Source organism: Lancefieldella rimae ATCC 49626 (assembly GCF_000174015.1).
Taxonomy (GTDB): domain Bacteria; phylum Actinomycetota; class Coriobacteriia; order Coriobacteriales; family Atopobiaceae; genus Lancefieldella; species Lancefieldella rimae.
The window spans coordinates 53,828-77,108 of record NZ_ACFE01000002.1; the positions used below are offsets into that span (position 1 = coordinate 53,828).

Here is a 23,281-nt window from a genome sequence, read left to right on the forward strand (position 1 = left end):
CTTAAATGTATGTATCTCTAAGCTCTACGCTCGCGCTACCTGTGCCGGAGGCACCAAGAACAAGCGTTAAAGAGTCACCAGGTAAAACGCCCGGGAAAGTACGCGAGGAAAGACTACGTGTAACGTCAACGCCATTGATGGTCGCGATCCTGCTCAAACAATCGAGGACAACGGGAGAACCTGTGTATACAGGTTGCGTATATACCAACTCGCACCCATCTCCGGTAATGGCCGCACCTGCCTCAAGGTCTCCCGATAAGGTAATGACGGGATAGGCCGTCGCGGTACCGTGGTTTTGCACAGTACAAATGTTTTCACGGGGCGCTTGTTCGCCCCACTTAAGCGGCCAGTGAAGCACCTGCCCAGCGTCGTAGATAAGTCCACCGTCGTCTGTCGTGCCTGATGCCGCCATATATCCGGTATGTACCGTAGTCGAGTAACGTCTCGGGTTTGCTGCCACAAAGGTAATCTCGCCATTTTGCAGATGGTCAAGCCGTGAATTAGTCCACTTGACCGTAATGTATCCATGCGCAAACGTCTCTTCCTCGCCGTCTCGTACCGTCACGCGGACGATACGAGACGTACGGGAGAGGAGGTTGCGCCGCAACGCCGCGGCTATATCACTGTCAATAGTCGAGGCGACAACGCCAATTACTGCCGTACGCGCGGAGAATAATACCGCCTCGTCCGGGATATCAAAAGAGCCGTGTCCCTGCCCTCGCTCCGTCATAGAGACCTTAGCAGGCGGCGACTCAAACCATCCGGTAATACCGGTAGCCCAATCGATATAGAGGCCATCTTTTGACATGCCTTCGCTTTGTGCTTTAAGCTCAAGGCCATCTATATCAATACTAAAAGGCTTATACGCTCCCATTAAATCACCGCCGCGAGATCGCGCCCCATCGTACGAGCGGTAACGCTTGGGTCGCTCGCACCGAGGTGTACATCTTGATTGATTGTTACGTATTTAATCTCCGTATGCTGCAAATTGCCCATACGGCTCACAACGCCATCAGCGATCAAATCAACAAATGGCTGTGAGTGCTGCTTGTTGGTAAGCGGAATAATATGCGTCCCGTCGTAGTACTCTGAGCCATTCTCGCCGATTACATCATGAGGGCTGATAAAGGTTGGGCGATTGTAAATTGCGCCACCGTTTGCGTGCATACGTATGCCGCCGGCGGCATGGCCAACAATTCCTCCGGAAGCGTTGGCGTGAAGGTGTGCTGTAAAGACCCCTGAGACCTGCGAGAGCATACCTATCACATGACTAATCGTACTTGTTGCATGGTCTTCTGCCTCAACGACAAAACGTTTATCAGTAATCTTTTTAGCCTCTAAGTGGTCAATTCCAAGCTCCTCAGCTGTAATAGTGCCATCGCTGTTGACGGTGTAATGCTTGCCATTAATGGTCATGGCGTTAAAGTCCCAAATATTCCCTGCTTGATCTTGAATCGTCCCATCATCAGTCACCGTAAACTCTTTTGGGTCAATTCCCAAGGCATTAAGGTTTTGAATTGACGTGACCATATCATCAACGCTGCCTTTACTTGCAGTCGCAAGCGCCGAGAACATATCGGTACCAAGAGCCGATACTTGCTCAACAGAAACACCAGCCGCTTGGAGGCTCTCCGATAGCTTAGTAATGTCAAGTCCGGCATTAGTTGCGCTCTCGATGGCTTTAGAGCCAAGAGCCGCGATAGCGTCTCCAAATTCGAGCGCACCACTTGCGGCATCTCCCATCTGCGCCTCAAGGTATTTGACTTGGCCATTCATGTCTTCCAAGGACTTCTTGGCCTCATCAACATTTCCTTTAAGCTCATTGTATGTATGAGATGCCTTTGCTGCATTAGCTGCAAACTCTTCACGAGTTTGGCCGGCCGTCTTAAGCTGTGCATCTGTCGCGGTGTCGTAGAAATGCTTGTACGACTTTTGGTACTCTTCATTTAGATCTTTTACCGCAGACTGATACGCCTTCACGGCGTCAATCTGCGCAGAATATGCCTCAGTAAGGTTTTTAGCCGCGGCGTTGATTCGTGCTTCTTTTTTCTTTGCTTCAACAAGAGAATCAATATTGGATTTTAGGTCTTGTACCTGCCCATTCTCGTCAGTGTATTTACCGGCCAAAACATCAGATTTGCTGATATTGATACCGTACTGGTCGGCAAGCGTTTTCAGTGCCCACTCAAGCTTACCGTTTTCCTCTGCGCTCAGATTCGTTTTGCCGATTGAGTCGCCAATGACGTTTTGCAAGGTATTCAGCTGCGCGATCGTGCCCTCTGCGGCATCATTATTCTCGCGAATAGCGGCACCGTGCTTTGAGAGCGATCCTGCAAGGTCGTCAAGCGAATACTTAGCGATAGTGCTGTGTTGTCCGACGTCGTCAAGCTCCTGTGAAAAATGAGCAAGGGCACCGGAGCGGCCTACCTCAGCGTCGAAAGACTTAATCGCACCTTTAACACCATCAAAGCGATGCTCAAGGCGGACTGCGTTTGCAATGGCCGCACCAGTAAAACCAACAAGAGCAGCACCTACCAGAGCAACCGCACCACCGGCTAAACCGGCGGAACCAGCCAAAGTACCAAGCTTGCCGGAAAGACCACCGGCCGAAGAAAACGCCGCTTTTGTTGCGGTGTCTGTCGCGGTAGCGGCGTTGACAAAATTGCCGAGACCCTTAACCGCCCCAGCAACACCGCCGGCGATTTTACCGGCTGCACCGGTAAGCTTTCCTGCGATGGAAATTACGGGACCGGCTGCGGCGGCAAAAGCCGCCAGCTTAAGTATCGTCTGCTGACTGCCTTTATCCATCTCAGCAAACGCCTTTGCGCCTTTTTCGACTGACTTAAAAAACGGCTCGGCCGCCTCAAGTGCTGCCATAGCGGCGTCAGCTAATGGCCCTCCAACCTCTGTGGCAAGTGCCGTTACGCGATTTTTGAGCACATCAATTTTTGCCGCAAGCGACTTGTTACGATTCTCAACCTCTTTATTGAGCGCCGTATTCTCTTTCCACGCGCCATTGGAGAGCTGCACCGCGCGAGATACCAAATCAGAGTTGCCGGCCATACGGCGCAAGAAGTCAGACTGGCGAAGCTCTGTCACACCAAGATCAGCGAGGGTTTCGTTAAGGTCTCCGCCGTTTGCTTTGACCTTACCCAAGCCCTCAATAACGCGCTCAAAGGTGCCTGTAACGTCAGTTTGCCATGCGGCCTTAAACTGCTCGACTGACATACCGGCAACGTCAGCCCATGTCTGTAAGGTCTTGCCGTTGGTCGAGACGGCCATACCAATTTCATTTATGGTCTTGCTAAACGCAGAGCCTCCGGCTTGTGCCTCAAGACCAAGGGATGCGGCGGCTGCGGCTATGCCTAAAATATCGGCCTGCGACATCCCGGCTTGTGTACCGGCTGATGCCATACCCTGCGACATGGCCGAAATCTTACTTTCGGTCGTGGCCATATTATTGCCGAGTGCGACAATCGAGCTGGCATACCGCCCGGCGTCGCCCTGTGCCATGCGCGTGATGTTGGCAAATTGCGCCAACTCCGTGGCCGCCGTCTCAGCATCCATATCGGTTGCAATGTCAAGCCCTGCAACAGTCATGGCAAAGTCTTGGAGCTTATCATTGCTCCAGCCAAGCTGTGCGCCGAGTGCCTCCATGTTGAGAATGGTGTTAGCACTTACCGGCTGCGTACGCGAGAGCTCTACCGCTCCACGCTTGAGGTTTTGGTAGCCCTCCTCCGTCATATCGACGGTCTTACGTACCCCAGTAAGCGCCGTATCAATGTCAACGGCGCTCTTAAAGGAGGCGGCTGCGGCTGCGGCCAAAGGCAAGGACACATGACGTGTAAGCGTAGAGCCTATCGCCTGCATCTTACTTGATGCGTTTTTTGCTTTATCGGCAAAGTGCTCGATATGCACGGAAGCGCGGCCAAAAGCGCTCGCCGCATTGGTAGCCTCCACAAGTGCACGCTGATCGCGCTTGAGGTATGTCTCTGCAAGTGTAAGCTCACGGTTTACTCGCTTGTATGCATCACTTGTCGTATCTCCTGACGCGGCAAGCTGTTGTTGTGCCTGACGCAGGGCATCTACACGCTTGGTAGTCGCCTCTACCTTATCGCGCGCCGCCTCAACCGCGCCGCGAAACGCCTTGATATTCGATGGGTCGATTTTCGCGGCGTTTTGCATCTGGCGCAGCTGTGATTGTGCCTTGCGGGAGGCTTTGTTGATCTCACCAAGAGCCGCAGTAAGCTTTGTCGAGTCGCCCTCAAACTTTACCGTCAAGCCCTTGTACTCACTTGCCATAAAACCTCCCTAAAAGCTGCCAAAGACGGCCTTTGCATCAGCCGCGGTGCCGATAATCTCCACCTCCTCGCGCTCGTCGGGAGGTATTTTCATGGCGCTCACGAGCGCCAATAGTTTGTTTGCGTCTACTGGTGACATATGCAAAGCGTCGCCATACGGCACGCCTGCCTCTATAAGCTGCACAATGAGTGCAAGCTCTTTCCATGCGCTTACCTCTTTAGGCGGCGCATACTCCGGCGGTTGCGGTAACCCTTTACGCGGTCTCTGCTTCGTCGGATTTTTGAAGATTTCCAAGTCGTTTTGGGAGGCGAAAAAAGGTGCGCTCTGCAAGCTCACCCGCGACGACATTAAATGCGCCGGCGCACTCATACATATTCGCAGTGCCCTTCAAAACGTCACTCTCAAACTTTGTATATTTGCACTTGATAGCCCCTGCGGCTGTGGCCATAGCCCACACAATGCCTAAAAGCTGTGGTACATCGCCCCACTCGGGAAAACCAAGTTCTTTTTCACTAATTGTTTTTCGCGTCATAAGCAGGTCATGAATCAGTGAGCCTTTATACGGCTCCGTGACCTTGCCGCGAAACTCGTCTGCGTAAATCTTGCAGGCAAAATTACTTGCCTCAACCTCAAGCTCGCGGCTGAGACTGTCTGTCATATCGATAATATCGGTATTGTTTGCGTTTACAGCCATGATCTCTTCTCCCTTAATGAAAAAGCGGGGGAATTGCTCCCCCGCTTAAAAACAGTCCTTACGCAGCAGCGGCGAGGAATGGCACCGCATCAAAGGCGGTAGCATATCCGGCGTCGCCCGGCTCAAAGGTAACCACCGTGCGCTCTTTGCCGTCCTTACACTTAATCGAGGACGCCTTAACGGAGAGCTTCTCAGAGGACTCAGAAAGACTGCCCTCGGTATTGGTGTTGGCGGAATAGGTAGGTACTCCTGTGGCGGCGCAGTTGAGCACCCAGACGCGATAGCCGCCCAAATCGCCACTAATCTCAAAGCCAACGGCAAATTGCTTTGCTACGTCGTCTACAGACTCGACAAGAGCGCCTGTAGTGGCGTCTTTGGTTTGTCCCAAGATTTTGGTGTAGAAATCACGCACAAAGCGCGTAGCCTCAAACTCGTACTCTTTACCGCTGGCGCCTCCTGACTTTGTGAAAAAGTTGGGGTTATTGTCGGCGGGAATCGACATAGACGAACTTGATCCATTGGATACGCTCACTGACTTGGCGCCAATATTTGGCCAAGGCTTTGCGGCTTTACCATCAGCGGTAAGCTCTGCGAAATGAAGTTTACTCAGGCCAAATCTGACCTTTTGCTCTGCGGCCATACGGCCTCCTTTCTGCGTCACTGCCCGTAGGTAGTGACGGTATAGGTTGTCTCAAGCACGCCATCACCAAGAGGCACCGTACGACGTACGTATGCAAACCCGGCTTTGATAAGGGCGAGCTCAAAGCGCCCCTCCAAGTCCATATCGCGGCCGTGTGTATAGATCTCTACGGTATATGGCGTAACGTGGTAAAAATTGATGCCGTCTGCTATCTCGTCTTGCGTCGTCTCCGGCACAAGTAAGGCAAACGGCATCTCCGGCGGCGTTGATCCGTCGGTCGTATCAAACTCAATCTGCGCAAACGGCAGGCCACACGATTTGATACATGAGGTGAGCTCTCTTAAGGTCTGCATTATGTCCCCCGCCTTAATACCCTAGCTCCTGCCTCATAGGCTGGCTCAATATGCGGATGTGCGGCAACACGGCCGCCTGTCGGATGGCCATGAATAAATTTGGCGTGACCTTTTTCGAGCAGGTGAGTTAGTCCCGGCTTTTTGCGATTGTGAACCGTCACAGCCATGTGCCCGATGTCGTCATCATCAACAGTCGCAATCCAGCTAGAGGCATATACGCCGGTTTTCTTCGGCGATGAACTTTTGAGCTGCTTTACGGTGGTTTTTGCGGCCTCCTGTACGCGCTCATGCAGAACTTTTTCATCCTCGTCAATGGTGTCTTGTACCATCTCAGCGATAGCTGCTGCCAACTCGTCGGTAGATACGGTATAGCTATGACTTGCCAACCTCAGCCACCCCCTCAACACAGCGCAGGCGCACCCAGTCGCCGTCTCCGGCAACACTCTGCACGCGGTAGCGCACACCGGCCATAACAACGACACGCTCACCCGCATAGTCGCAAGTGCGCAGCGTGATTGTCGTATCGTTAAAAAGACCCTTTGAGGCGGCCTCTTGGCCGTATGTAATCGCGCGCATGTATACCTTTTGGCGCGCCTCAATACTCTTTGCAATACCAAGATCGTCATAGGTTGTCTTGACTGACACGAGCTCACATTGGCCAAATGTTTTTATCTGCGTGAGGTAAAGCCACACAAGGCGGCCATCATCGTCTGTGCGCGTAATGTCGTAGACCTTGTCATCAATGGAGATGGTATTGGTAGTATCAAGCTTCGGAGGCCGGCGTATGGAAACCTTAAGCGTGACCGCCTCTGCGCTCGCTCCGAGTAATTGCGCGTCAACTGCGCGAACGGCGGACTTGCGAAACGCAAGACCGCTTACTAAGGGCGTAAGTCCGGCGGGGCGTGAGAAATCTAAGCCGCGGATAAGACGATTTGAATCATCATTACAGATGTCTAATACGCCGTCTGTCGGCGCAAAGACGACACGCTTTGCCTTAAGGCTCACTGTCATCACCTGCCACATGCTCACCTTTGGTAATAAGCGAACGCGCAGTGCGTAGCTCCTCGGCGTAATTGCGCCAGAAGTCATCCAAAGCATCGGAGAACTCATAAAGGCACGCATTGAGGAAAAGCCCCCACGGCTCGCCGTCAGCAGGAGAGAAAGCGTGCGTGTGCTCATAGCCAAGGCGGGATGCCAAAGCGGGCGACGCGATGGCAATTACATCATCGAGCCGCCCGTCAGTCTCCGGGTTTTGCCATGTGACATTAAGCTTGCGCTTTACGGCCTCTAATCGCTCCTCTGGCGTATAGTCAGCCATTGCGCCTCCTTACGCCTTAGTCTTAACCTCACCCTTGACGGTGACATTGAGATACTGAGGCTCGAGCTTAGAAAGGTCGAGAACAAGCGCGGTCGTATCGTCGTAGGCAATGCCGTTGGCATAGGTAACGACCTTAAAGACGCGCTGATCGTTCAAGAACTTAAAGTCGTCGGAATACTCAATGCCGCGATCTCCACCGACAAACATGTCATACTCACCGAGCAATGCAAGGATTGCCTTACCATCAGCCACAGCCGCAGACTCGATTACCTCAGTCGGTACCGGGAACAAGCCGTTGACATAGCGACCGTCCGGCGTTTGAGTCGTACTTGCCGGCATGATCTTGGTGAGGTAGTCGGTCGAATTACAAATGAGCGACAGACTCGCAAGTGCACCTGCTCCTTTGTCCTTGCCGCCCTCGTTTTTCGCGAGCTTTGCGACCAACTTACCGTACTCCTTTGGCTCAAAGGTAGTGACCAGCTCAGCGGTCTTCTCCTTGTAACCGGTGGTGGCGTTGTAGTCGGCGTCTTTGGCAATCTTGCGATTGAGGCCGGTTGGCTCACCTGCGGCACCCTTACCGGCAACAATGCCGTACTCAAGACCATCTGCAATAGCCTCGGTAAGGACGGCTCGTACATAGCCGTCAAGCCATGTGGGGCCGAGCGCAAGCATGTCGCGAGTGACAATGGCAAAGCAGGACAGCTTACCCTGTGTGATGTCGATAACGTCAAAGTCAGAGGTAATCTCCGTCGCAATGGCCGCATCCAAGGCGCCCCAAACGGCACGCTTGGAGCCGTGGCGGTTGCGCACATAGCGCGTAACTGCGCCGGTAGGCGTGATGTGTACCTTTGCGAGCAGTGGGTGATCTTTGGTGATGTTGCGCATCACATCATCAATCACTGTGACGGGCAAAGCCTTATCAGGGATAGAGGCGAACGCCTGCATGGGCGCATCGGACTTGAGAGCCTCAATAACGCTCTCGTAGTACTTGGTCTCGGTGCTCGTCAGCTGGCGGAAACCACGCGCGGAAAGGATAGCCGCGTCATTTGTGGCAACGGCCTCCTTGTACTGCGCAGCAACATCCTCAGCAATGGCGAGCTGCAATGCAGCAAAACCCTCCTCGATTTGCTGCGTGTCCTCGGATGCAAAAGCAGCGGCAAGCTGCTTGGAGGCATCGCGAGAAATGTTATTTAGCGTAATTGGCATAGTTTGTCTCCTTAATTGTCGCCAAAAATACGGGCGAGGCGCTGAAAGTGCGTCTCGGTAGTGCCTTGGTCTTGTACTTCCTTTGGCTCTAGCTTTGGCTCAGGGTCAACGGGTGCAGGCTTTGACGTCTGTACCGGAATATCAACGTTTGTGAGCAAAAGCGCAGCCATTACCGTCTCACGGGCGGACTGCGTAGGCGTATCTGCCTCCTTGCTGCCACTAACCTCAGTGGCAAGTCCCCACTCGAGGGCTTGCTCGGGGCTTACCCACGTCTCGGCATCCATAACAGCATCTAACGTCTCGCGATCGAGTGACGTACCTGTCATGTAAGCCGTTTTAGACAGCTCCGCGATGGTATCGAGCGTGTCGGCCTGCTTGCGCAGATCTTGCGCATTGCCGCGAGCCGAAACCCACGGATTGTGGAGCATCAAAAGCGATGCCGGACGCATGATGCGGCGCGAGCCTGCCATAAAGATGACCGATGCAATCGAGCAGGCAAAGCCATCACATACCGTCACGACCTCACGGCCGCAATCGCGAAGCGCGTTGTAAATCGCCACGCCTTGCATAACCTCGCCGCCGTAAGAATTGATGTGTACCTCTACCGTCTTTACATCGTCGGAAAGCTCCGACAATGCCTTGACAATATCAAGGCCGCCTGTCGTAGACGGGTCTTCCTTATCAAAAAGAAGCACAAAGAAAGAACCATCGGTAATGTCACCATAAATGGTGAGCTTTGCCACATCCGGCTCGTCTTGCGTCACAACCAGCTGCATTACTTTTTCGGTATCCATTTATTCACCCCCGCCCGCCGACTCGTGGTTTTTTGTTCGTTGGTATTCATCCGCCCAAAGCTCGTCTAGCGGGTCTTGGCCGGTGAAGCCGCGTATCTCGTTAGGACTGTCAATCGAGCTGCCTACGAGCTTCTCAATTTCTCCGGCAACCGCGAAAAGGTCTACGTGCCGGACGTGCGTAGTGTCTACGACGGCGCGGGCGCCCTCTGCCCACTGGCTTTGCGTATACGTCTTGCGCGTAAGCTCCTCGCCGATAGCTGCGGCGAGTGGATCAACGGCAAACGTTAAAAAGCTCGACAAGAGCTCGGTGAAGTTGTTGGTGTTGCCATAAAGAAGCGAGGTTGGCATACGGAAACACTCCGCGACCGTCTCGAACATGTCCTTGCGTATCTCTGCTACCTGTGAAGACGTCACGGGGTTTGCATTGGTGCCCTCAGATACCCTTGATATAACCTGACCACTGTGCAGTGGCCACACGGCCGCACCGTTTGCCTTGATAAATCGCTCAAGGTTTTTCTGCAAGTTCTCGCGCTGCTCTTTTTGTTGCTCAGGCGTGCCATTAAGGCTGCTCCCAAGCTCAAATACCCACTTCGGCGCGTTGTGGTCACGCATGGCGGCGATAACGGAACCTGCAAGGGCTTGATATTGCTGCTCAGCCGCTCGCATAATCGACGAAACGCCGTTTGATGCGGAAAGGTCGAAATAGTACACATCGCGGGCGCGGTACGTACCTGGTATCTGCCTGCGAGCGGACATAATGCCGCTAAAGGTATCCTCACCTTGTCCTTGCTCACGTATAAAGCCGCTCGCAAGGTAAATTTGATAGCCGGAACCTGTTTTTACCGGCACGATAAGCGCCTCGCCTCTCTTGCAGAGAAGCTCACGAACAAGCCCGTCTATAAGCTCAGCGCGGGATTGATTGGGGTTTGGCGACACATTCCAAAGCCACGCACCATCGTCAAAGGTGCGCTCATTTTTACTGCTATAAAACCTGATTTCTGACTTTTGCAGAGCCGCAGATACATACGAGGCCATTGTGTCGCGTGCTATCTCCATCCACTTGCACGCCTCAAGGTCATATGCTGCCGTAATTGTCGCAGGCTTACCGTCTCGGCCAAGTACATGGCCGAGGAAGTCTACGATACGCTCGCGAAATGCCATCACTCACCGCCTTTACGATCAAGAATGTCAATGATTGCTCTCTCTCTCTGCGAAAGCTCAAAGACGAGAGGAGCAGCTTTTGCTTTTGCTTTTGCTTTTGCTTTTGCTTTTGCTTTTGCTATGTCAGATGCCTTTGCGCTACCGACTAAAAACCCGCTGCCAAAGATTGATTTTTTAATCGATGTCTGAGCATCAAGACGCGCTATCTTTGCGGATGATCTACGGCCAATACGGACAGCCTCGCCGCCCTTTGAAAGCTCATTGAGCATCGATGCGGTAACGACGTTATCGGGATACTCGTATCGCGGGAGCTCTTTTTTCTCTGTGGCGGCAAGTGCCTCCATGGCATCATCGATTACCCGTCTCAAGCCTGGTACGCTCATGGCGACATAATCTCCGGCAAGGTTTGTCACAAAAGAGGTACGAACTTCTGCGCCATTGGCATATACAATCGACGCACCGGCGCAAATCGCGCAGTCGTCAATTTTGCTCCCAAAAATCGTCATTGCCGGGGCAAAAAGAAAGTACTTGATACCTCGCGCGAGATACCAGCGTCTAATCTCAGCCAAAATCGAAAAAGGCGGGTTATCGACAACATAGCAGCCCTCGGGATAGGCCGTACACTGATAGTCTCCGCCTGGCTTAAAAGGCCTCACGATAGGAGCGTCTGCCGGTATATCGTACTCATGTCTGCACCACTCAAGAATTGCATCGTAGATTGGCTGCGGTGTATAGCAGTCATCTGTCGTCTTTTTAGGCTTAAACTTATCGACAAAGCCCTCATAGTCGTAAAAGCTTCGCTGGTCTGGCATACAGTCCTCTTTCATGGCATTAAAAAACCGCCCTTTGGCGGCTTAGAAAAACATTGGCTCAAAGTCCACTGCGACAACCTCTGATTGCTCTGGAAGCTTGTCTGCGACTACAAAGGCATGCACGAGCGCCATAAACGGATCTGTCTTGCGGCTATGAGGCTCGATTTTGCCGTAGGTAAAATTATCGTTTGGTGCAGGTACAAGCTTTGCGTTGTTGGTGGCCCATCTCATAAGCGGACTATCTCCCCAAGCTATCGAGTGTGTCGCAAACGCACTGTCAATGACCGGCTGCACGCACATAATGTCAGACGGCCGCGTAAGCCATACCTGCTGGCGCTCACCTTTGAGCGAGCTGTCAAAGCCTGCTGCCTTAAGTGCCTTTTTAAGCAGAGAAATACGGTAGTTATCTATCGACACCATGCGCACGTCATACGCCGCAGATATCGCACTTACCCACGCAGCAACGCTTTCCGGCGACACCTCGACATCGTCTACGATGTCAAGTTGCCCTAAAGCCGCCCACTCGTTAAGTGGGGCTTTTACCTCTCCGGCATCGCTTGAGTGCGTGCACCACCACGCATGAGGAATTACCTGATACTTGTCTCCAAGCTTAAAGAGCGCAACGGCTCCCACCATATCGGTAGTTTTTGCGTAGTCAATGCCGATAATGCAAGGCATACCGCTCAAAGACGATATATCAATCGGCGTGGACGCTGCCAAGAGGTTAGCCCACGACGTAACCGCGATGGCTTTGCGCTCCTGAGGGAGGTTAAAACGCTTTGTCGGCGTCATCGGGTGCTTTTGTGGGTTACGCCGCCACTCGCGCACGTCTTTACGATACCGCTCAAGCAGTACCTTTGACGTCATGAGGCGCGGATTTGCCTTAACCCAACAGCTCTCGTCGTCTATCTCGTCGATGCTATCGAGCTTGCAGATAAACGGTAAAAGGCCACCGTCGGGCGCCTTGCCGTCCAAGATCGCTCGTGCCTCAGCCTTTTTTTCGTCTAAGACGCCGTCGCGAACATCTCCGTCAGTTGTAGTAAAAAGCCTTCTCGGGTGCTCCTTTTTTCCAAGGCCGCCGGTGAAGACCTCCATAGCATCGGAGGTTTGATAGGCGTGAACCTCATCGAAAAAAACAGCGCCGGAGCGCATGCCGTCTTTGCTCTCAGAGTTACCGCTCCAGTACTTAAAGCGTGCGCCGGTATCAAGGTTGTAAAGCTCAACCTTATTCCACGTAAACGCTTGACCCCAGAAGTCGGGGCGTCGCTCAAACATGCGCCAAAGGTCGTCGTATCCAATCTTGGCCTGACTCTCAACCGTGGCGCAAATGTCTACGTCGTAGTCCTGTATGCCGTTTGCCGGGGAAATCAAGCAAAAAGCGAGATATCCGGCAAAGCCGGTTTTACCAAAACCGCGGCCAACATATAGGAGCAGATCGTCAAAGCGCGGAAAAAAGCCCTCTCGAAAGGTACAGAGCCAAAGAGCCACGAGGAACTTTTCCTCGGCTCCAAGCTCAAAGGGAAAGTGCTTCTGATAGCCCATATAACGCTCAAGGCGCTCTTTATCGATAAAAAGCCGTTCCGTGGCGAATATGTGCCGCACCATCTTACACAGCTGGTGCATCTCATGAGATGCCTTGATACTGCCTCGCTCAACAAGTCGGAGCCATCCGGTAATCTCAGGACAATCTATCCGCTTGTGAAGCCTGTATGTCGTCTTCGCCACATTACAACGTCAACCTTTCATCTGGCTTTTTCTCCTTAAATGCGGTTTGCCGCGATTTAACGGGGTCAAGCCCCAGCTGCTCACGTGCGAGCATGTCAAGCGCTTTGGTGTTGCCGTCAAGTGCGCTTTTGTACATCGTCTTGCGAATAAGGGCGCGCCCTTGTGCGTGGAACTTTTTCTCTGCTCGCTCAAACGTCAAACCAAATGCCTTGCTACACAGGCCGTCAAGGTCTGCGATATCGCAATCCATAACGGCACACACATCATCAATAGCATTAAATGCCTGCATCAGCCCGCAGAATTGCTCTGCCTGCTCCTCGCTCCATGCAGTTACCTTTTTCGGTGGCCGTGCTTTTTTGGTGTACTTGCCACGCTTTTTACCTTGCTTTTTCTCCTCTGCCATTTATGCTCCTAAAAAGGCAAATCATCGTAAAGCCCTGCTTGCTTTTTCTTCTTGTTTTTCTTTTTGCGGATTGCTCTGCGAAGTCTGCCGCGTGCTCATACTCGACCATTCCAAGGGTATTCTCGTAGATTTTTGGACGCAAATATCGCTTATTTTCGATGCCGTCTTCTCGACTTTGAATTGCAACATCTGACAAAGAGAAATCGAGGTCAGCAGCAATGCTGCCAAAGTCTGACGGTAAGGAAAAATCAAGCATATAGGCTCCGTTTTTAAGAGAAAGAAAAAAAGAAAAACACCGCGCGTATCAAAATCCTGTGGGTGACCGCCGGTCTACCTGCGGTTTTGTTAATTCGGGGTTTACCCCCGGGGGTATTTCCGCCGTTTTTCCGTAAAAAACCGTTAACGACTTAATAAATGTATCACCACATTTCATCAGTTAGAGCCGCCTGCGCCCTAACATTTTTACCAAACCGCCCATGCGCTATGTCGTGCGCCGCATGAGACAACGGTATCAAGTTGCGAATCAAATTACCGTCGGCATCGAGCGCGAACTCTGAGAGCGCCCAGCCAGGATACTCGTCAACGTGCATCACGTGATGCACAGTCTCAGCCGGTACGTATCTGCTCGGCTCAAGACCAAGCTCGTACTGGCTCTCGCCGTGGAACTCAGCAAGTACTCGAGCGCGTAGCCGTCTCCAACGCGCGGAATTATAAAACGCTCTGTCGTGGCCGTTACGCTTTCGCTGCTCACGGAGGAGCGCATCAAGCTCCCAGTCATACCTTGGTACAATCATCTGTCTACCTAAAACAAAAGCCCTCACTCTCGTAAGGGCTTTTGCAACTCTCGATAAAAACAACCACGCTAACACAGTAGCACATATTGGCGTGACAAAGTGCGACAAAATGCGACAGGATTAGTACTCCTTAAGCAAACGCTTGTACTGCCTGTATATTTCACGATTGACTAAAACAATGTCTCTATCAGTCAAGGAATACTCATGGGCTCTTTTGAGAGCTTTACGAGCATCAGCAAGAGCATCTATCACCGGTAGAGCTTCATAGCCTATCTTATCGCGGTCTCCCCAGCTAGACACATGGTTAATAATCCACTCGGCGTTGTCATCAAGTATCTTGGCCTCAAACTTGCGCTCGAGTAAATCAAGTGATGTTGATATGCTTTCATACTCATCGCATAAATCGCGGTACTTGTCCTCGATATCCGTAAGCCGCTTGCTGATACACCAATCGGCAAATAGAATCGCCGTCATCTCAACAAGAACCACCACTGATAACACGGCATTAATCATCTCAATTCCTCCTCATTATCCTTGAGCCATACATACATACAGCGCAGATCGTCTACCACATCGGCAAGCCCTGAGCGCTGCACTCGTACCGAGACCGTGCCGACTGCATTACTCAGCGTGTAATAAGTGCTTGGTGCCGGTAGCCCCTCTATGTACTCTGTCGTAAAGGACAAGTGCATACACTCCGGTAACTCCGTCATTTTGTCTCCTCCTCGCGCTTGCTCTTACCATCACGCCTGTATGCTGCGTGGTCTTGCTCTTGCCTTTTATCGAGCTCGTCTTTGAGCTCTTGCGATATCTGATCGCCATACTCGCGGCGAATGTACTGTATCAACTTAGCAAGGGAGCGGAGATTGTCAGCAAGTGTGCGCCGATGTGGGAGTACTACCAGCACTCCATCAGCTCCGATAGTCGTGCTATCGAGACAATGCGCGTCTATCTTTTGTACGAGTACACCGTCTTGCACCTCATATCTTGGCGCCAAATTGCGCTTGAGGTATAACCCTTTAAGCGGCTCTGCGTGTACGCGATTACGTACTGCTTTTATTTTCGTCATTGAGTAGCAACTCCTTTACCATCTCTAACCTTTGCCAATCCGTATGCTTCGCACATATCGAGCGCCGTATCGGCGAACCTTTGACATGCTCGAGCGCTGTAATTCATGCTCTTTGAAACCTCTTGCCAGCTCATGGCCTTGAGGTAGCGAAGCTCCAGCGCGTCTGTGCACTCATAGCCTGCAAGCGCCAAAAGGCCGCTCTTACGGTCTCTCCCGTAAATGATGTCGTAAGCGGCATTGATGATCTCCACAAGCTCGCCCATGCGCTTGATGTATCGGCTCTCTGCATCAACTGCCTGCTCCACAGCAGGCATACCACTCTGCGCGGTGCCGTGCGCTATCGTGGGTTTTGAGTAATCGATGCCGCCTATATCCAGCCGATACGGCAAGCCCTCAAGCTTTGAGCGTATGCTTTGCAGCTCGCGTACCGCTTCTCGCGCCTGCTCGAAGTAATCCCGCGCGTAGCTCATAGCGCGCCAACTTGAGCTTTAATTTCGTCAAGAGCTATCTGATCGAGCATCAAAACCTTTGTGCCGATGCTCTTAGCAACTGCCTGCTCAAGCATAGAGCCGCAACTTTTTGGCGACCCGGGCAAGCATATAAGCGCGTCGTATTTGTTTTCCGTGAGGACATGGAGACATATCCGCATAGCGTCCTCCCAGCTTTTGTTCGCATCTATGACGGCCACCGGATTAAATACGACCTTAGCCCCTTCCTGACGCAGCCACTTTTCCACTGCATCAAAGGCAGGCTTGTTGCGATCCTCGATGCCGCTTACGGCTCCTGAGACAAAGTACCATCTGTCCTTAAAAACTCCATCTGCTTTCGCTTCACCCATCATCCACCCCATTCTTTTTTTCTCTCCTAAACCATTGAAACAAACGTTCGTCTATTACTAGTAAGGTTTAGTAGTAAGTCTTTTCTTTTCTTTTCTTTATCTTTGTATTACGACCGTATATACGCTAGTAATACGTTCGTAATACGACCGTATAAAACCGCAGGTATTCATTCCTTTTTTGACCACCTTTTAGCGATGGCTTTAGCGCCGGCGGCTCTCTTTTTTCCAACAATGAGCGCATTTTCAAGTAAACGCTCTGAGACGATTTTCCCCTCGCGCAAAGAGTCAGAATTGATAAGTCCGACATCTGCAAAACAGGAAAGATTCTTCTCCACTTCCTCGAAACTTTGACACCAGAGATAGTCCATAAGCGTCAATATGTCTTCGTCGTTTTTGTAGGAAAGAATGTGGCCGTCTGTGAGCGCCAGAGCCTCACAGAGCAACCAGAAAGTACATACACCCTCTTTTCCAAGCCGGAAGCGTACGCGCTTTATTTTCATGTCGTCATGAGCATTGGAATCGTGCAGGAAGCTCTCAAGCGGACGGGCAGCCATTGCGTCGCTGTCGTACAGTGGTTGTTTCTTCATGATTTCTCCTTTAAGCGGGAATGATGCAGTCGAGTATTTCTTCCGGTGTCATCGGACGTGGGTCTACGTAGTCGATGTCATCAAGTGGCATAACCTCGACCATATCCGGATAACCGTATGTAATGCCGTAGCGGATGCCTGAGTCCTCTGTATAGCCATATATGGCGCTTATGGTCTCAGTGCCACTCCGAAACTGTGTACGCTCGATTACATGGATGCCAGCGTCCCCACGATCCATGTAATCTGACTTGTCTTCCCACGAAATACGACGCGCGGAAAGCGCATCTCTTAAACGCTGCATTGGCTCAGATAGTTTCATAAAAAGTTATTCCTTTCTTGTAGTGGAGTAGATAATTACTTCTTATCTACTTTTGGAAAATGGAAACACTCTAAAAAGCTTTGTTTAACTCTTGCTTTTCTCCTTTTGCAAAAAGTGTCAAAAACGCTCCATTGCAAAAAATTGCAAATGGTTTGTAAAACTTAAGGTGCAGAATTAAAGGTCTGTGTAACGCGCTTTGCGGCCGTCTCGAAAGCTTCTGCGGCGGCTCGGTCTCGTCCCGGAAGTACGTGTGCATAGATCCTAAGTGTTGTTGCTTCGTCGGCGTGTCCCAAGCGCTCCGAGAGCGTCTTTAGATCCACGCCATTAGCAAGGCACCATGAAGCGTGCGTGTGCCGGAGCGTGTGGAAAGTAATGCCAGCAGGAAGCTCAAGAGAGCGCCTGAGAGCGGTAAACGCGCTTGATACCTTAGTAGGTCTCATAAACGCGCCTGTGACGCTTACAAGGGGTGTAGCGCCCTTTATAGCCACTCCCATACGCTTACCTTGCAGCTGTGAATACCTATCAATCAAAGCGAGGTCTGCGTCGGTGATGGAGACGTTTCTGTGACGTCTGCCCTTTGTCACGTCTCGACGGTACGGTTGGCGGCGTGGCTCCTCGATAACCGTGCCGGACACGTGAATATAGCGCTGCATGTGGTTTACATCTTGTCGGCGCAAGGCGCAGACCTCGCCGCAGCGCATACCGGTCTTTAAGGCAAGCCATGCCGCAAAGGCATAGACCGTCTCAAAGCTATACTCTTGAGCAGTAAAAGACTTATCCAGCACGCCTGTAATTGCTTTGTCTATCTCGGCAAAGCCCCACTCCTCCATCGAGACCGCCTCGTGTCGCTCTTGCGATGGTTTAGCGACATTGAAAAGCGGGTTTATCGAGCAAATGCCGGAGGCAACAAAGTAGTTGTAGGCACTCCTTAGGAATTGGTGGACGTTGATAACAGTATTGCGTGATAGCCCCGCTCCTCCGTCTTCTCGCGGTTTTAAGAGCTGCTGTTCAAATGCGGTAAAGTCCGCAGGTACAAGCGTGTCAACCGTGGCTCGTGGTAGATACTTTAAGATGTGGTTTTTGACAAAGCTTTGGTATTGTCTGATGGTGTTTGGGCTTGCGCCGTTGCGGCGCTTTAACTCCGTATACTCGCACAAAAGCTGCACCAGATTGGTACTCTTGACCTTGCCGTCGGCGGTAAGGTGAGCTGCCCACAGCTCGGCCATAGCCTGCGCTTCTTCTTCGGTTGTCGCTGCCGAAAAAGACGTGTAAGGCTGTATCAACTTGCCGCTAAAATCTCGCCCAAGATACAGACGGCAACACCATATTCCCTTAGCGTTACGCTTAACGATTGGTTTTAGCTGCATTTTTTACCGCTTTCGCTGCTCGCTCTTTCTCGTCCGCGAGTTGCCACTTACGCCATACGTCATAATGTTTTTCTGACATGAAATCCAAAAATGTCTGCTGATCTATGCCGTCTCCGGAGTCGTAATTGCCCCACACATCGTCATCAAACATTTCGTCTACGTAAGGCTTGCACCTGCTGCACGCGCGCCACTCGTAAATGAAGTCAACCTTGAGCGTAGAGGTTATGTATTTCTCGCCTGTATGTATCTCTTTGTCGCACCACGAACAGTGGTGCGTCTTGCGTGCTTTTACTTCATGTTGTGGATTAATTTCAATCATGATCATCGCTCCTCTCACCCCATGCGCAGAAGCCGTCTAAATTATCCTCTGGGATTACGAATCCAAAGCCATCGCAGATGTAGCCACAAAGCGGATTGTAATGCTGGTGGCTGCAATCTCGACATCTCACGATTGGTTCATCTGTGAGCCAATGCCCGCTGTTGCCGTCGGTACCAACGATGTATTCACCTTCTGTCATCGTGGCTCCTCTAGCTCATATGTTTGTTCAAAGACATCTGGCTTGCATGGATAAAGCTCACCTTTGACACCTTTAATAATCCAGTCGTTAGGACTTACTACCATCTCGCCCTCTAAGGTTTTAATGCACCAGCAGCTATCTCCATCTGCATCTCTTGTTTGACAGAAAATACCTGCTGCCTGTGCATCAACTAACCATTGAGGCGGTGTCATATCAGGTGTGTACTGCACGGCCTCAATTACTACAGGCTTCTTACGATATTTCATTGCTTCTCCTTTACGTCGCCAATGCAAATGTTTGATTGTCGATATAGTCCTCTGCCGGTAGAGCGGCTTGCTCTTGCGGCTCCCTCATAAAAAGTATCCAATGCGTCTTAGACGCTTTAGGGCGGCGATTACCGATGATTGGTTTTGCCGGACAAAGTGCCAGTACATCTTTAAGCGGGATATCACACTCGCACCACTTAAAGACAAGGACACCGTAGGGCTTGAGCACTCTCAGGCACTCGCGAAAGCCTTTGGCCAAGTCCTCGCGCCATGTGTGACTATCCAGGCTGCCGTAATAATCACTTCTCCAGCCGCGCTTACCGATAAGATGCGGCGGGTCAAAGATGACGAGGCTAAAACTTTCGTCCGGGAAAGGTAGCTCCCGGAAGTCGGCCACCATATCAGGGCTGACATCAAGCGTCCTGCCATTGAGAAGTACCGGATGTCGCGGATGTGCGTCGCACTTAAGTACGCGCGCATCCTCTTTGTCAAAGTAAAAACTACGTGGCCCGCAGGCCACGTCTAGGACTGGTGGTAAAGTCATCATCTCACCGCCTGTATGATCTCTTGTACAAGCATGCCTTGCGGATGTAAGCACCAGCCGAGGGCACTGTTTGCAAAAATCAGGAGCGGCACAAAAAGGAAGATTACAGCTATCACACAAAACGCTATTGCTACCCCAAGACACTCCCGCTGTGGTCGGCTGCATCGCTTATATAAGTGAGCGAGCAATACAAGAGCTACGACAAAAGCTGCTAAAAGGACGCCAAATACAGCTACTGCATAAATCGATTGCATGACTCTCAGTTGTGCATACTGCTCAATAGCTGATGCCGTGATGTCATAGGCTGTGCCGAGTCGCTTTGATAGCTCGTCAATGACTTTGGCAAGTATTTGGTCACTCATCCTTACTCACCACCACTCGTGAACCACAGTTGGGACAATACTTAGTCTCGTCAAGATGTGTACCATGTGGTAGCTCATATCCGCACGACTGACACACGATGTATTCCATGCAAAAATCAAGGTCTAGCTCGCATGTAGGGTCTATGAGGTCGGCTAAACGGTCAAAGAAAGGCTCAAAGGTACGGCCTGTATCCTGTGTACCTATGATGTGATCGATTGTACAAAACGCTGAACGTATGCTTGAGGCACTATCGCCGTCTAGCTCTCGCCCGGCCTCCCGCAGCTTTACTGTTACCTCATGGCGCTCTTCTGGAGTAATGCAATCACTCATTGCCTACCTTCCTTCATAATTTTGAGTTCCGTCTCAAGCAGGAATGCCATCTCAGCCCATTTTCTAAGCCGCAAGACAGTTACACTGACTGCGCCTGTGTAGTGTCCGTTTTGATCACACCACCCGCACGCACTCCTTAGGTCATTGCTAAGAGTATGATCAGGTATAATTTCAGCCTTAATATCACTACGCATAAATGCTCACCACCCTTGCGCCGCAGTACGGGCAATAATTAGGCTCGGTCACATCTCCACACCAGCCACAGGCAGAGCATGCAAAGTCGTAGCCATCGCCATTAGTGCCTTCTTCACCGCCGAAGTCGTGACATGTAGGGTCTATGATGTCTGCGAGCAGCTCATAGACGTCCTCCGGCTCGCGAAACGTGTTCACGGGGTCCGCGATGCTGATGGCATCACAGATGCTCTCAACAATCTCTTCGCGGTAGTAGGTCCTGTGCCGCAATTCCCGCAGCTTTGCTGCTACCTCTTGGCGCTCAGTCATTGCTACCACCTAGCTTTCTTAGCTCCATAGCAATATCTTGGAGCTTGAGACTGGCAGCAGCGTCATTAAGACAATGTGTAATGTCCTCTATGGCACGTGCTATGCTTTCATGATCGCTGATAGGGTCAGCGTGGGTAACCAATTCCGGTGAACTCCAGCTAATGAGCTTCTCTGGTATCTCATAAACGATACGAGTCATAGTCTCATATATCTTTATAGCTTTAACTGTCCTTTTTGCTCCATGACACAACACGGTGTCCCCGATGCGTATCGGTACGCCGTTTTTATCAAGCGGCAACTCGACCATGTCTGACGTGTCGCAAAGGTCATTGATAACCAAACTCATCTTTTTATAATCATCATCGACAGGAGTGTTATTAGGGATAAGATCTCCCGTCAAGACAAAATAAGGGTTATCGCGCTCTTTCTTGCCATTAACCCTTTGCGCTCTCTTAGCGATTTCCTCGCGCTCTTGTTTAGCGAGCATCATTAACTCCTCAATTTGTAATTATTCCAACCAACTTTTAACCGTGGCATCCCAGTGATTTTTGTTTCCGACTCCTACGAGCCACTTCTCATAAGTCCCTTTAAGCTCGATAGGACAGCGAATAATGATTGAGTGGGGTGCGTTGCCACCTGATGGGGCGAGTAGCCTTACAACCGCTTCCTTTGGCTCTTGATGTGACGAGCGCCCTTTGAGCTCTGCAAGCTCCTCAGGTGTCACAACGCCTGAAAATACGGTATCCATAGCTAATCCCATCTCTTTCATGCGCACTCCTCAGATTTGAGCTGCTTATAAAGCCAGCAAAGGCACACGGCTATAGCAGCAAAAATGGCTATCATCACCGCAAAAAACAGGCCATTTGGTATATCGATACTCTCGACAATGCCCGGGATAAAAGCTGCACCAAAAATCACTATGCAGCCAATAAATCCGTCTCTAGTCATCGATAACCACCTCCGCGCAGTAGCGGTCAACGAAATATGCCTGACCTTTTCCGGTTACAAGTGGAGTCTTTTGGATGGTCGTGCTACCGTCGGCATGGCCGATTACGGTCTCTTTGATACGGAATAGCCCCATATCCATGGCGCGCTGCGTCGGAACATTGCGCGAGCGGCCAAAGCTGCATAAATAGCCATCAGAGCGCAAGCGCTCAAATAGTCGGTTTTGCCCGATGTTAAGGCCGTTTTGGCGCATGATCTTAGCCAGAGAACCAACGAGAATGCAGCCATCAGATGCGGCTACTGCATCAGCAAAGCGAGCGCGTGGTGCCAGCTCCTCTATCTGCTGTTTTTGGCGCCGCATTGTCTCGTCTGCGATTTTAAGGGCGCGGGCGAGGATTACTTCGGGCGGCTCGTTGACTTCAGCAGCGATATATCCGCCGTCGCGATGTATCGCAGGTAGAACTTCATGCGTCACCCAGCGCTTATACGCCTTAGCCCCGGGCTTGCGAGACGATAAAACAAGCGACAAAAGCCCCGGAAGCGAAACAATAGTCATGTCCTGAGCACCGCCAACGGTGTGCGTTGAACGCACTGCCTTTTCGTCATCGTCTAGGCGGCGGGTAGCCGTCCTGTCCAAACCAAGAGAATCAGTAACATCTTTTGCCACAAACCACGGCTCACCGTTGATTGTAGTGGTACGCAACTGACCGAACTCGTCGCTTGTAAAAACTGTTAATGACATACACGCCTCCTAAACATTGAAAGGCTTAATAGACGCAGCCCATGCAAGGACAGCGTCTCGGTGATAGCGGTTGTTTTTAACTCCTGGAAGATGTAGCGCAGGAAGGGGGTCAATCTCACGTTTAGTCCACTCGCGTATACGCTCCTGATGTACACCAAAAAGACGCGCGACCTCGGGAACCGTAAGGAATACATGATTGATAGGCACTTGTATTACCGTCAGTTCTTCCTTATCAGCTGGTATAATTACAGAGTCCATAGGGGACACCTTTCGGACAAGCCCTTACGCAGTTGCGCCTGTGTGAGGGCAATTTAATTTAGATATAAAGTTCCTGACGGTTCTTCTCATGAGAGCCGACAACATGCATCCTGCAGGCGCTGCCGGCTCCCCCGGTTTGCGTCAAGGATGGGTATGCGATTTTCAAGGTGCAAAATTACAAAAAGAGCATCGTGAAGAGTTTGTTTAATCAACATCAAGTGGCAAAAAAATATCGCTAACGCGAGTTCCAAGGAAATCGCATACAATTTTTGCTTGCTCAAATGTCATCTTTTCTTGATTTTTTTCATAGAACGAATAGGTTTGACGAGATATTCCTAGTTTTGCGGCAACGGCAGACTGCTTGACGCCTTTTGCCTCTCTGTATTCTTTCAACCTTGGCATGAAAGCCCCCTTTCGCTTAGTAGGTTAATT

Annotated in this window: 38 protein-coding genes; all 38 read right to left on the minus strand. The window is 51.2% G+C overall.

Features of this window, described 5'->3' with window-relative positions; translation table 11 throughout:
* Window position 1 precedes the first annotated feature (1 nt).
* The gene (locus ATORI0001_RS02930; protein WP_003149154.1) at window positions 2-874 is read right to left on the minus strand and encodes a phage tail family protein; all 873 of its coding nucleotides are present in this window, start codon (window positions 872-874) and stop codon (window positions 2-4) included.
* Window positions 874-4,302 carry a phage tail tape measure protein gene (locus ATORI0001_RS07625; RefSeq protein ID WP_003149012.1) on the minus strand — a complete coding sequence of 1,143 codons (3,429 nt, stop codon included), beginning with the start codon at window positions 4,300-4,302 and terminating at the stop codon, window positions 874-876. The genes ATORI0001_RS02930 and ATORI0001_RS07625 overlap by 1 nt, the downstream gene beginning before the upstream one ends.
* Before the next feature lie 9 nt (window positions 4,303-4,311).
* Window positions 4,312-4,596: a hypothetical protein gene (locus ATORI0001_RS07930; protein ID WP_162010739.1), complete on the minus strand. Its 285-nt coding sequence runs from the start codon at window positions 4,594-4,596 to the stop codon at window positions 4,312-4,314.
* Window positions 4,556-4,996, minus strand: a complete 441-nt coding sequence (locus ATORI0001_RS02940; protein WP_003149372.1) for a hypothetical protein — start codon at window positions 4,994-4,996, stop codon at window positions 4,556-4,558. Before ATORI0001_RS02940 ends, ATORI0001_RS07930 begins: the two co-directional genes overlap by 41 nt.
* 58 nt (window positions 4,997-5,054) lie before the next feature.
* Window positions 5,055-5,636, minus strand: a complete 582-nt coding sequence (locus tag ATORI0001_RS07630) for a major tail protein (RefSeq protein WP_003149213.1) — start codon at window positions 5,634-5,636, stop codon at window positions 5,055-5,057.
* Between the two features lie 17 nt (window positions 5,637-5,653).
* Window positions 5,654-5,989 (minus strand): hypothetical protein, encoded by a 336-nt coding sequence (locus ATORI0001_RS02950; protein WP_003149042.1) that lies wholly within the window; start codon window positions 5,987-5,989, stop codon window positions 5,654-5,656.
* Window positions 5,989-6,375 carry an HK97 gp10 family phage protein gene (locus tag ATORI0001_RS07935; RefSeq protein WP_003149514.1) on the minus strand — a complete coding sequence of 129 codons (387 nt, stop codon included), beginning with the start codon at window positions 6,373-6,375 and terminating at the stop codon, window positions 5,989-5,991. Before ATORI0001_RS07935 ends, ATORI0001_RS02950 begins: the two co-directional genes overlap by 1 nt.
* Window positions 6,362-7,012: a head-tail adaptor protein gene (locus ATORI0001_RS07830; RefSeq protein WP_003149484.1), complete on the minus strand. Its 651-nt coding sequence runs from the start codon at window positions 7,010-7,012 to the stop codon at window positions 6,362-6,364. Before ATORI0001_RS07830 ends, ATORI0001_RS07935 begins: the two co-directional genes overlap by 14 nt.
* A complete protein-coding gene (locus ATORI0001_RS07940) occupies window positions 6,984-7,307 on the minus strand; it encodes a hypothetical protein (RefSeq protein WP_003149328.1) in 324 nt (107 codons plus the stop codon). The genes ATORI0001_RS07830 and ATORI0001_RS07940 overlap by 29 nt, the downstream gene beginning before the upstream one ends.
* Window positions 7,308-7,316: 9 nt before the next feature.
* Entirely contained in the window at window positions 7,317-8,513 is a 1,197-nt protein-coding gene (locus ATORI0001_RS02970; RefSeq protein WP_003149073.1) for a phage major capsid protein, read from the minus strand.
* 11 nt (window positions 8,514-8,524) lie between these two features.
* Window positions 8,525-9,307 carry a head maturation protease, ClpP-related gene (locus ATORI0001_RS02975; protein ID WP_003149526.1) on the minus strand — a complete coding sequence of 261 codons (783 nt, stop codon included), beginning with the start codon at window positions 9,305-9,307 and terminating at the stop codon, window positions 8,525-8,527.
* The gene (locus ATORI0001_RS02980; protein ID WP_003149356.1) at window positions 9,308-10,468 is read right to left on the minus strand and encodes a phage portal protein; all 1,161 of its coding nucleotides are present in this window, start codon (window positions 10,466-10,468) and stop codon (window positions 9,308-9,310) included.
* Entirely contained in the window at window positions 10,468-11,280 is an 813-nt protein-coding gene (locus tag ATORI0001_RS02985) for a hypothetical protein (RefSeq protein ID WP_003149315.1), read from the minus strand. The genes ATORI0001_RS02980 and ATORI0001_RS02985 overlap by 1 nt, the downstream gene beginning before the upstream one ends.
* A 42-nt stretch (window positions 11,281-11,322) precedes the next feature.
* Entirely contained in the window at window positions 11,323-13,005 is a 1,683-nt protein-coding gene (locus tag ATORI0001_RS02990; RefSeq protein ID WP_003148903.1) for a terminase TerL endonuclease subunit, read from the minus strand.
* A gap of 1 nt (window position 13,006) precedes the next feature.
* Window positions 13,007-13,408, minus strand: coding sequence for a hypothetical protein (locus tag ATORI0001_RS02995; protein WP_003149494.1), 402 nt, complete (start codon window positions 13,406-13,408; stop codon window positions 13,007-13,009).
* Complete coding sequence (locus ATORI0001_RS03000; protein WP_003149619.1) at window positions 13,383-13,664, minus strand: hypothetical protein; 282 nt, start codon at window positions 13,662-13,664, stop codon at window positions 13,383-13,385. The genes ATORI0001_RS02995 and ATORI0001_RS03000 overlap by 26 nt, the downstream gene beginning before the upstream one ends.
* A gap of 163 nt (window positions 13,665-13,827) precedes the next feature.
* Complete coding sequence (locus ATORI0001_RS03005) at window positions 13,828-14,202, minus strand: hypothetical protein (RefSeq protein WP_003149035.1); 375 nt, start codon at window positions 14,200-14,202, stop codon at window positions 13,828-13,830.
* Window positions 14,203-14,322: 120 nt separating this feature from the next.
* Window positions 14,323-14,715 carry a hypothetical protein gene (locus tag ATORI0001_RS03010; protein ID WP_003149197.1) on the minus strand — a complete coding sequence of 131 codons (393 nt, stop codon included), beginning with the start codon at window positions 14,713-14,715 and terminating at the stop codon, window positions 14,323-14,325.
* Window positions 14,712-14,915: a hypothetical protein gene (locus ATORI0001_RS03015; protein ID WP_003149312.1), complete on the minus strand. Its 204-nt coding sequence runs from the start codon at window positions 14,913-14,915 to the stop codon at window positions 14,712-14,714. Before ATORI0001_RS03015 ends, ATORI0001_RS03010 begins: the two co-directional genes overlap by 4 nt.
* Window positions 14,912-15,271 (minus strand): hypothetical protein, encoded by a 360-nt coding sequence (locus tag ATORI0001_RS03020; protein ID WP_003148980.1) that lies wholly within the window; start codon window positions 15,269-15,271, stop codon window positions 14,912-14,914. Before ATORI0001_RS03020 ends, ATORI0001_RS03015 begins: the two co-directional genes overlap by 4 nt.
* On the minus strand, window positions 15,268-15,741 hold the full coding sequence (locus tag ATORI0001_RS03025) for a hypothetical protein (protein ID WP_003148950.1): 474 nt from the start codon (window positions 15,739-15,741) through the stop codon (window positions 15,268-15,270). The genes ATORI0001_RS03020 and ATORI0001_RS03025 overlap by 4 nt, the downstream gene beginning before the upstream one ends.
* A complete protein-coding gene (locus ATORI0001_RS03030) occupies window positions 15,738-16,109 on the minus strand; it encodes a DUF4406 domain-containing protein (RefSeq protein ID WP_155811540.1) in 372 nt (123 codons plus the stop codon). Before ATORI0001_RS03030 ends, ATORI0001_RS03025 begins: the two co-directional genes overlap by 4 nt.
* 167 nt (window positions 16,110-16,276) lie before the next feature.
* Window positions 16,277-16,696 carry a Lin1244/Lin1753 domain-containing protein gene (locus tag ATORI0001_RS03035; protein WP_003149322.1) on the minus strand — a complete coding sequence of 140 codons (420 nt, stop codon included), beginning with the start codon at window positions 16,694-16,696 and terminating at the stop codon, window positions 16,277-16,279.
* 10 nt (window positions 16,697-16,706) lie between these two features.
* Window positions 16,707-16,997 (minus strand): hypothetical protein, encoded by a 291-nt coding sequence (locus ATORI0001_RS03040; protein WP_244851834.1) that lies wholly within the window; start codon window positions 16,995-16,997, stop codon window positions 16,707-16,709.
* 179 nt (window positions 16,998-17,176) lie between these two features.
* Window positions 17,177-18,382 carry a tyrosine-type recombinase/integrase gene (locus tag ATORI0001_RS03045; RefSeq protein WP_003149615.1) on the minus strand — a complete coding sequence of 402 codons (1,206 nt, stop codon included), beginning with the start codon at window positions 18,380-18,382 and terminating at the stop codon, window positions 17,177-17,179.
* On the minus strand, window positions 18,360-18,701 hold the full coding sequence (locus ATORI0001_RS03050) for a hypothetical protein (protein ID WP_003149347.1): 342 nt from the start codon (window positions 18,699-18,701) through the stop codon (window positions 18,360-18,362). The genes ATORI0001_RS03045 and ATORI0001_RS03050 overlap by 23 nt, the downstream gene beginning before the upstream one ends.
* Window positions 18,694-18,900 carry a hypothetical protein gene (locus ATORI0001_RS03055; RefSeq protein ID WP_040324496.1) on the minus strand — a complete coding sequence of 69 codons (207 nt, stop codon included), beginning with the start codon at window positions 18,898-18,900 and terminating at the stop codon, window positions 18,694-18,696. Before ATORI0001_RS03055 ends, ATORI0001_RS03050 begins: the two co-directional genes overlap by 8 nt.
* Window positions 18,897-19,166, minus strand: coding sequence for a hypothetical protein (locus ATORI0001_RS03060; protein ID WP_003149254.1), 270 nt, complete (start codon window positions 19,164-19,166; stop codon window positions 18,897-18,899). The genes ATORI0001_RS03055 and ATORI0001_RS03060 overlap by 4 nt, the downstream gene beginning before the upstream one ends.
* Window positions 19,167-19,176: 10 nt before the next feature.
* Window positions 19,177-19,713 (minus strand): class I SAM-dependent methyltransferase, encoded by a 537-nt coding sequence (locus ATORI0001_RS03065; RefSeq protein WP_040324497.1) that lies wholly within the window; start codon window positions 19,711-19,713, stop codon window positions 19,177-19,179.
* Complete coding sequence (locus tag ATORI0001_RS07835; RefSeq protein ID WP_003149323.1) at window positions 19,710-20,072, minus strand: hypothetical protein; 363 nt, start codon at window positions 20,070-20,072, stop codon at window positions 19,710-19,712. Before ATORI0001_RS07835 ends, ATORI0001_RS03065 begins: the two co-directional genes overlap by 4 nt.
* Window positions 20,065-20,403 carry a TFIIB-type zinc ribbon-containing protein gene (locus tag ATORI0001_RS03075; RefSeq protein WP_003149464.1) on the minus strand — a complete coding sequence of 113 codons (339 nt, stop codon included), beginning with the start codon at window positions 20,401-20,403 and terminating at the stop codon, window positions 20,065-20,067. Before ATORI0001_RS03075 ends, ATORI0001_RS07835 begins: the two co-directional genes overlap by 8 nt.
* Before the next feature lie 186 nt (window positions 20,404-20,589).
* Window positions 20,590-20,904: a hypothetical protein gene (locus ATORI0001_RS03085; RefSeq protein ID WP_003149324.1), complete on the minus strand. Its 315-nt coding sequence runs from the start codon at window positions 20,902-20,904 to the stop codon at window positions 20,590-20,592.
* Entirely contained in the window at window positions 20,897-21,391 is a 495-nt protein-coding gene (locus tag ATORI0001_RS03090; protein ID WP_003148977.1) for a hypothetical protein, read from the minus strand. Before ATORI0001_RS03090 ends, ATORI0001_RS03085 begins: the two co-directional genes overlap by 8 nt.
* 21 nt (window positions 21,392-21,412) lie before the next feature.
* Complete coding sequence (locus ATORI0001_RS03095; RefSeq protein WP_003149397.1) at window positions 21,413-21,673, minus strand: hypothetical protein; 261 nt, start codon at window positions 21,671-21,673, stop codon at window positions 21,413-21,415.
* Entirely contained in the window at window positions 21,670-21,852 is a 183-nt protein-coding gene (locus ATORI0001_RS03100; RefSeq protein ID WP_003149172.1) for a hypothetical protein, read from the minus strand. The genes ATORI0001_RS03095 and ATORI0001_RS03100 overlap by 4 nt, the downstream gene beginning before the upstream one ends.
* Window positions 21,845-22,591: a phage antirepressor Ant gene (locus tag ATORI0001_RS03105; protein ID WP_003149551.1), complete on the minus strand. Its 747-nt coding sequence runs from the start codon at window positions 22,589-22,591 to the stop codon at window positions 21,845-21,847. The genes ATORI0001_RS03100 and ATORI0001_RS03105 overlap by 8 nt, the downstream gene beginning before the upstream one ends.
* A 9-nt stretch (window positions 22,592-22,600) precedes the next feature.
* Window positions 22,601-22,849 (minus strand): helix-turn-helix domain-containing protein, encoded by a 249-nt coding sequence (locus ATORI0001_RS03110; RefSeq protein WP_003149135.1) that lies wholly within the window; start codon window positions 22,847-22,849, stop codon window positions 22,601-22,603.
* Between the two features lie 204 nt (window positions 22,850-23,053).
* Window positions 23,054-23,251, minus strand: a complete 198-nt coding sequence (locus tag ATORI0001_RS03115; protein WP_003148924.1) for a helix-turn-helix transcriptional regulator — start codon at window positions 23,249-23,251, stop codon at window positions 23,054-23,056.
* Window positions 23,252-23,281 lie beyond the last annotated feature (30 nt).

Coding starts and splice junctions, on each gene's coding strand:
- ATORI0001_RS02930 (WP_003149154.1), bottom strand. CDS start 874: ATGGGAGCGTATAAGCCTTTTAGTATTGATATAGATGGCCTTGAGCTT.
- ATORI0001_RS07625 (WP_003149012.1), bottom strand. CDS start 4,302: ATGGCAAGTGAGTACAAGGGCTTGACGGTAAAGTTTGAGGGCGACTCG.
- ATORI0001_RS02940 (WP_003149372.1), bottom strand. CDS start 4,996: ATGGCTGTAAACGCAAACAATACCGATATTATCGATATGACAGACAGT.
- ATORI0001_RS07630 (WP_003149213.1), bottom strand. CDS start 5,636: ATGGCCGCAGAGCAAAAGGTCAGATTTGGCCTGAGTAAACTTCATTTC.
- ATORI0001_RS02950 (WP_003149042.1), bottom strand. CDS start 5,989: ATGCAGACCTTAAGAGAGCTCACCTCATGTATCAAATCGTGTGGCCTG.
- ATORI0001_RS07830 (WP_003149484.1), bottom strand. CDS start 7,012: ATGTGGCAGGTGATGACAGTGAGCCTTAAGGCAAAGCGTGTCGTCTTT.
- ATORI0001_RS07940 (WP_003149328.1), bottom strand. CDS start 7,307: ATGGCTGACTATACGCCAGAGGAGCGATTAGAGGCCGTAAAGCGCAAG.
- ATORI0001_RS02970 (WP_003149073.1), bottom strand. CDS start 8,513: ATGCCAATTACGCTAAATAACATTTCTCGCGATGCCTCCAAGCAGCTT.
- ATORI0001_RS02975 (WP_003149526.1), bottom strand. CDS start 9,307: ATGGATACCGAAAAAGTAATGCAGCTGGTTGTGACGCAAGACGAGCCG.
- ATORI0001_RS02980 (WP_003149356.1), bottom strand. CDS start 10,468: ATGGCATTTCGCGAGCGTATCGTAGACTTCCTCGGCCATGTACTTGGC.
- ATORI0001_RS02985 (WP_003149315.1), bottom strand. CDS start 11,280: ATGCCAGACCAGCGAAGCTTTTACGACTATGAGGGCTTTGTCGATAAG.
- ATORI0001_RS02995 (WP_003149494.1), bottom strand. CDS start 13,408: ATGGCAGAGGAGAAAAAGCAAGGTAAAAAGCGTGGCAAGTACACCAAA.
- ATORI0001_RS03000 (WP_003149619.1), bottom strand. CDS start 13,664: ATGCTTGATTTTTCCTTACCGTCAGACTTTGGCAGCATTGCTGCTGAC.
- ATORI0001_RS03005 (WP_003149035.1), bottom strand. CDS start 14,202: ATGATTGTACCAAGGTATGACTGGGAGCTTGATGCGCTCCTCCGTGAG.
- ATORI0001_RS03010 (WP_003149197.1), bottom strand. CDS start 14,715: ATGATTAATGCCGTGTTATCAGTGGTGGTTCTTGTTGAGATGACGGCG.
- ATORI0001_RS03015 (WP_003149312.1), bottom strand. CDS start 14,915: ATGACGGAGTTACCGGAGTGTATGCACTTGTCCTTTACGACAGAGTAC.
- ATORI0001_RS03020 (WP_003148980.1), bottom strand. CDS start 15,271: ATGACGAAAATAAAAGCAGTACGTAATCGCGTACACGCAGAGCCGCTT.
- ATORI0001_RS03025 (WP_003148950.1), bottom strand. CDS start 15,741: ATGAGCTACGCGCGGGATTACTTCGAGCAGGCGCGAGAAGCGGTACGC.
- ATORI0001_RS03030 (WP_155811540.1), bottom strand. CDS start 16,109: ATGGGTGAAGCGAAAGCAGATGGAGTTTTTAAGGACAGATGGTACTTT.
- ATORI0001_RS03035 (WP_003149322.1), bottom strand. CDS start 16,696: ATGAAGAAACAACCACTGTACGACAGCGACGCAATGGCTGCCCGTCCG.
- ATORI0001_RS03040 (WP_244851834.1), bottom strand. CDS start 16,997: ATGCAGCGTTTAAGAGATGCGCTTTCCGCGCGTCGTATTTCGTGGGAA.
- ATORI0001_RS03045 (WP_003149615.1), bottom strand. CDS start 18,382: ATGCAGCTAAAACCAATCGTTAAGCGTAACGCTAAGGGAATATGGTGT.
- ATORI0001_RS03050 (WP_003149347.1), bottom strand. CDS start 18,701: ATGATTGAAATTAATCCACAACATGAAGTAAAAGCACGCAAGACGCAC.
- ATORI0001_RS03055 (WP_040324496.1), bottom strand. CDS start 18,900: ATGACAGAAGGTGAATACATCGTTGGTACCGACGGCAACAGCGGGCAT.
- ATORI0001_RS03060 (WP_003149254.1), bottom strand. CDS start 19,166: ATGAAATATCGTAAGAAGCCTGTAGTAATTGAGGCCGTGCAGTACACA.
- ATORI0001_RS03065 (WP_040324497.1), bottom strand. CDS start 19,713: ATGATGACTTTACCACCAGTCCTAGACGTGGCCTGCGGGCCACGTAGT.
- ATORI0001_RS07835 (WP_003149323.1), bottom strand. CDS start 20,072: ATGAGTGACCAAATACTTGCCAAAGTCATTGACGAGCTATCAAAGCGA.
- ATORI0001_RS03075 (WP_003149464.1), bottom strand. CDS start 20,403: ATGAGTGATTGCATTACTCCAGAAGAGCGCCATGAGGTAACAGTAAAG.
- ATORI0001_RS03085 (WP_003149324.1), bottom strand. CDS start 20,904: ATGACTGAGCGCCAAGAGGTAGCAGCAAAGCTGCGGGAATTGCGGCAC.
- ATORI0001_RS03090 (WP_003148977.1), bottom strand. CDS start 21,391: ATGCTCGCTAAACAAGAGCGCGAGGAAATCGCTAAGAGAGCGCAAAGG.
- ATORI0001_RS03095 (WP_003149397.1), bottom strand. CDS start 21,673: ATGAAAGAGATGGGATTAGCTATGGATACCGTATTTTCAGGCGTTGTG.
- ATORI0001_RS03100 (WP_003149172.1), bottom strand. CDS start 21,852: ATGACTAGAGACGGATTTATTGGCTGCATAGTGATTTTTGGTGCAGCT.
- ATORI0001_RS03105 (WP_003149551.1), bottom strand. CDS start 22,591: ATGTCATTAACAGTTTTTACAAGCGACGAGTTCGGTCAGTTGCGTACC.
- ATORI0001_RS03110 (WP_003149135.1), bottom strand. CDS start 22,849: ATGGACTCTGTAATTATACCAGCTGATAAGGAAGAACTGACGGTAATA.
- ATORI0001_RS03115 (WP_003148924.1), bottom strand. CDS start 23,251: ATGCCAAGGTTGAAAGAATACAGAGAGGCAAAAGGCGTCAAGCAGTCT.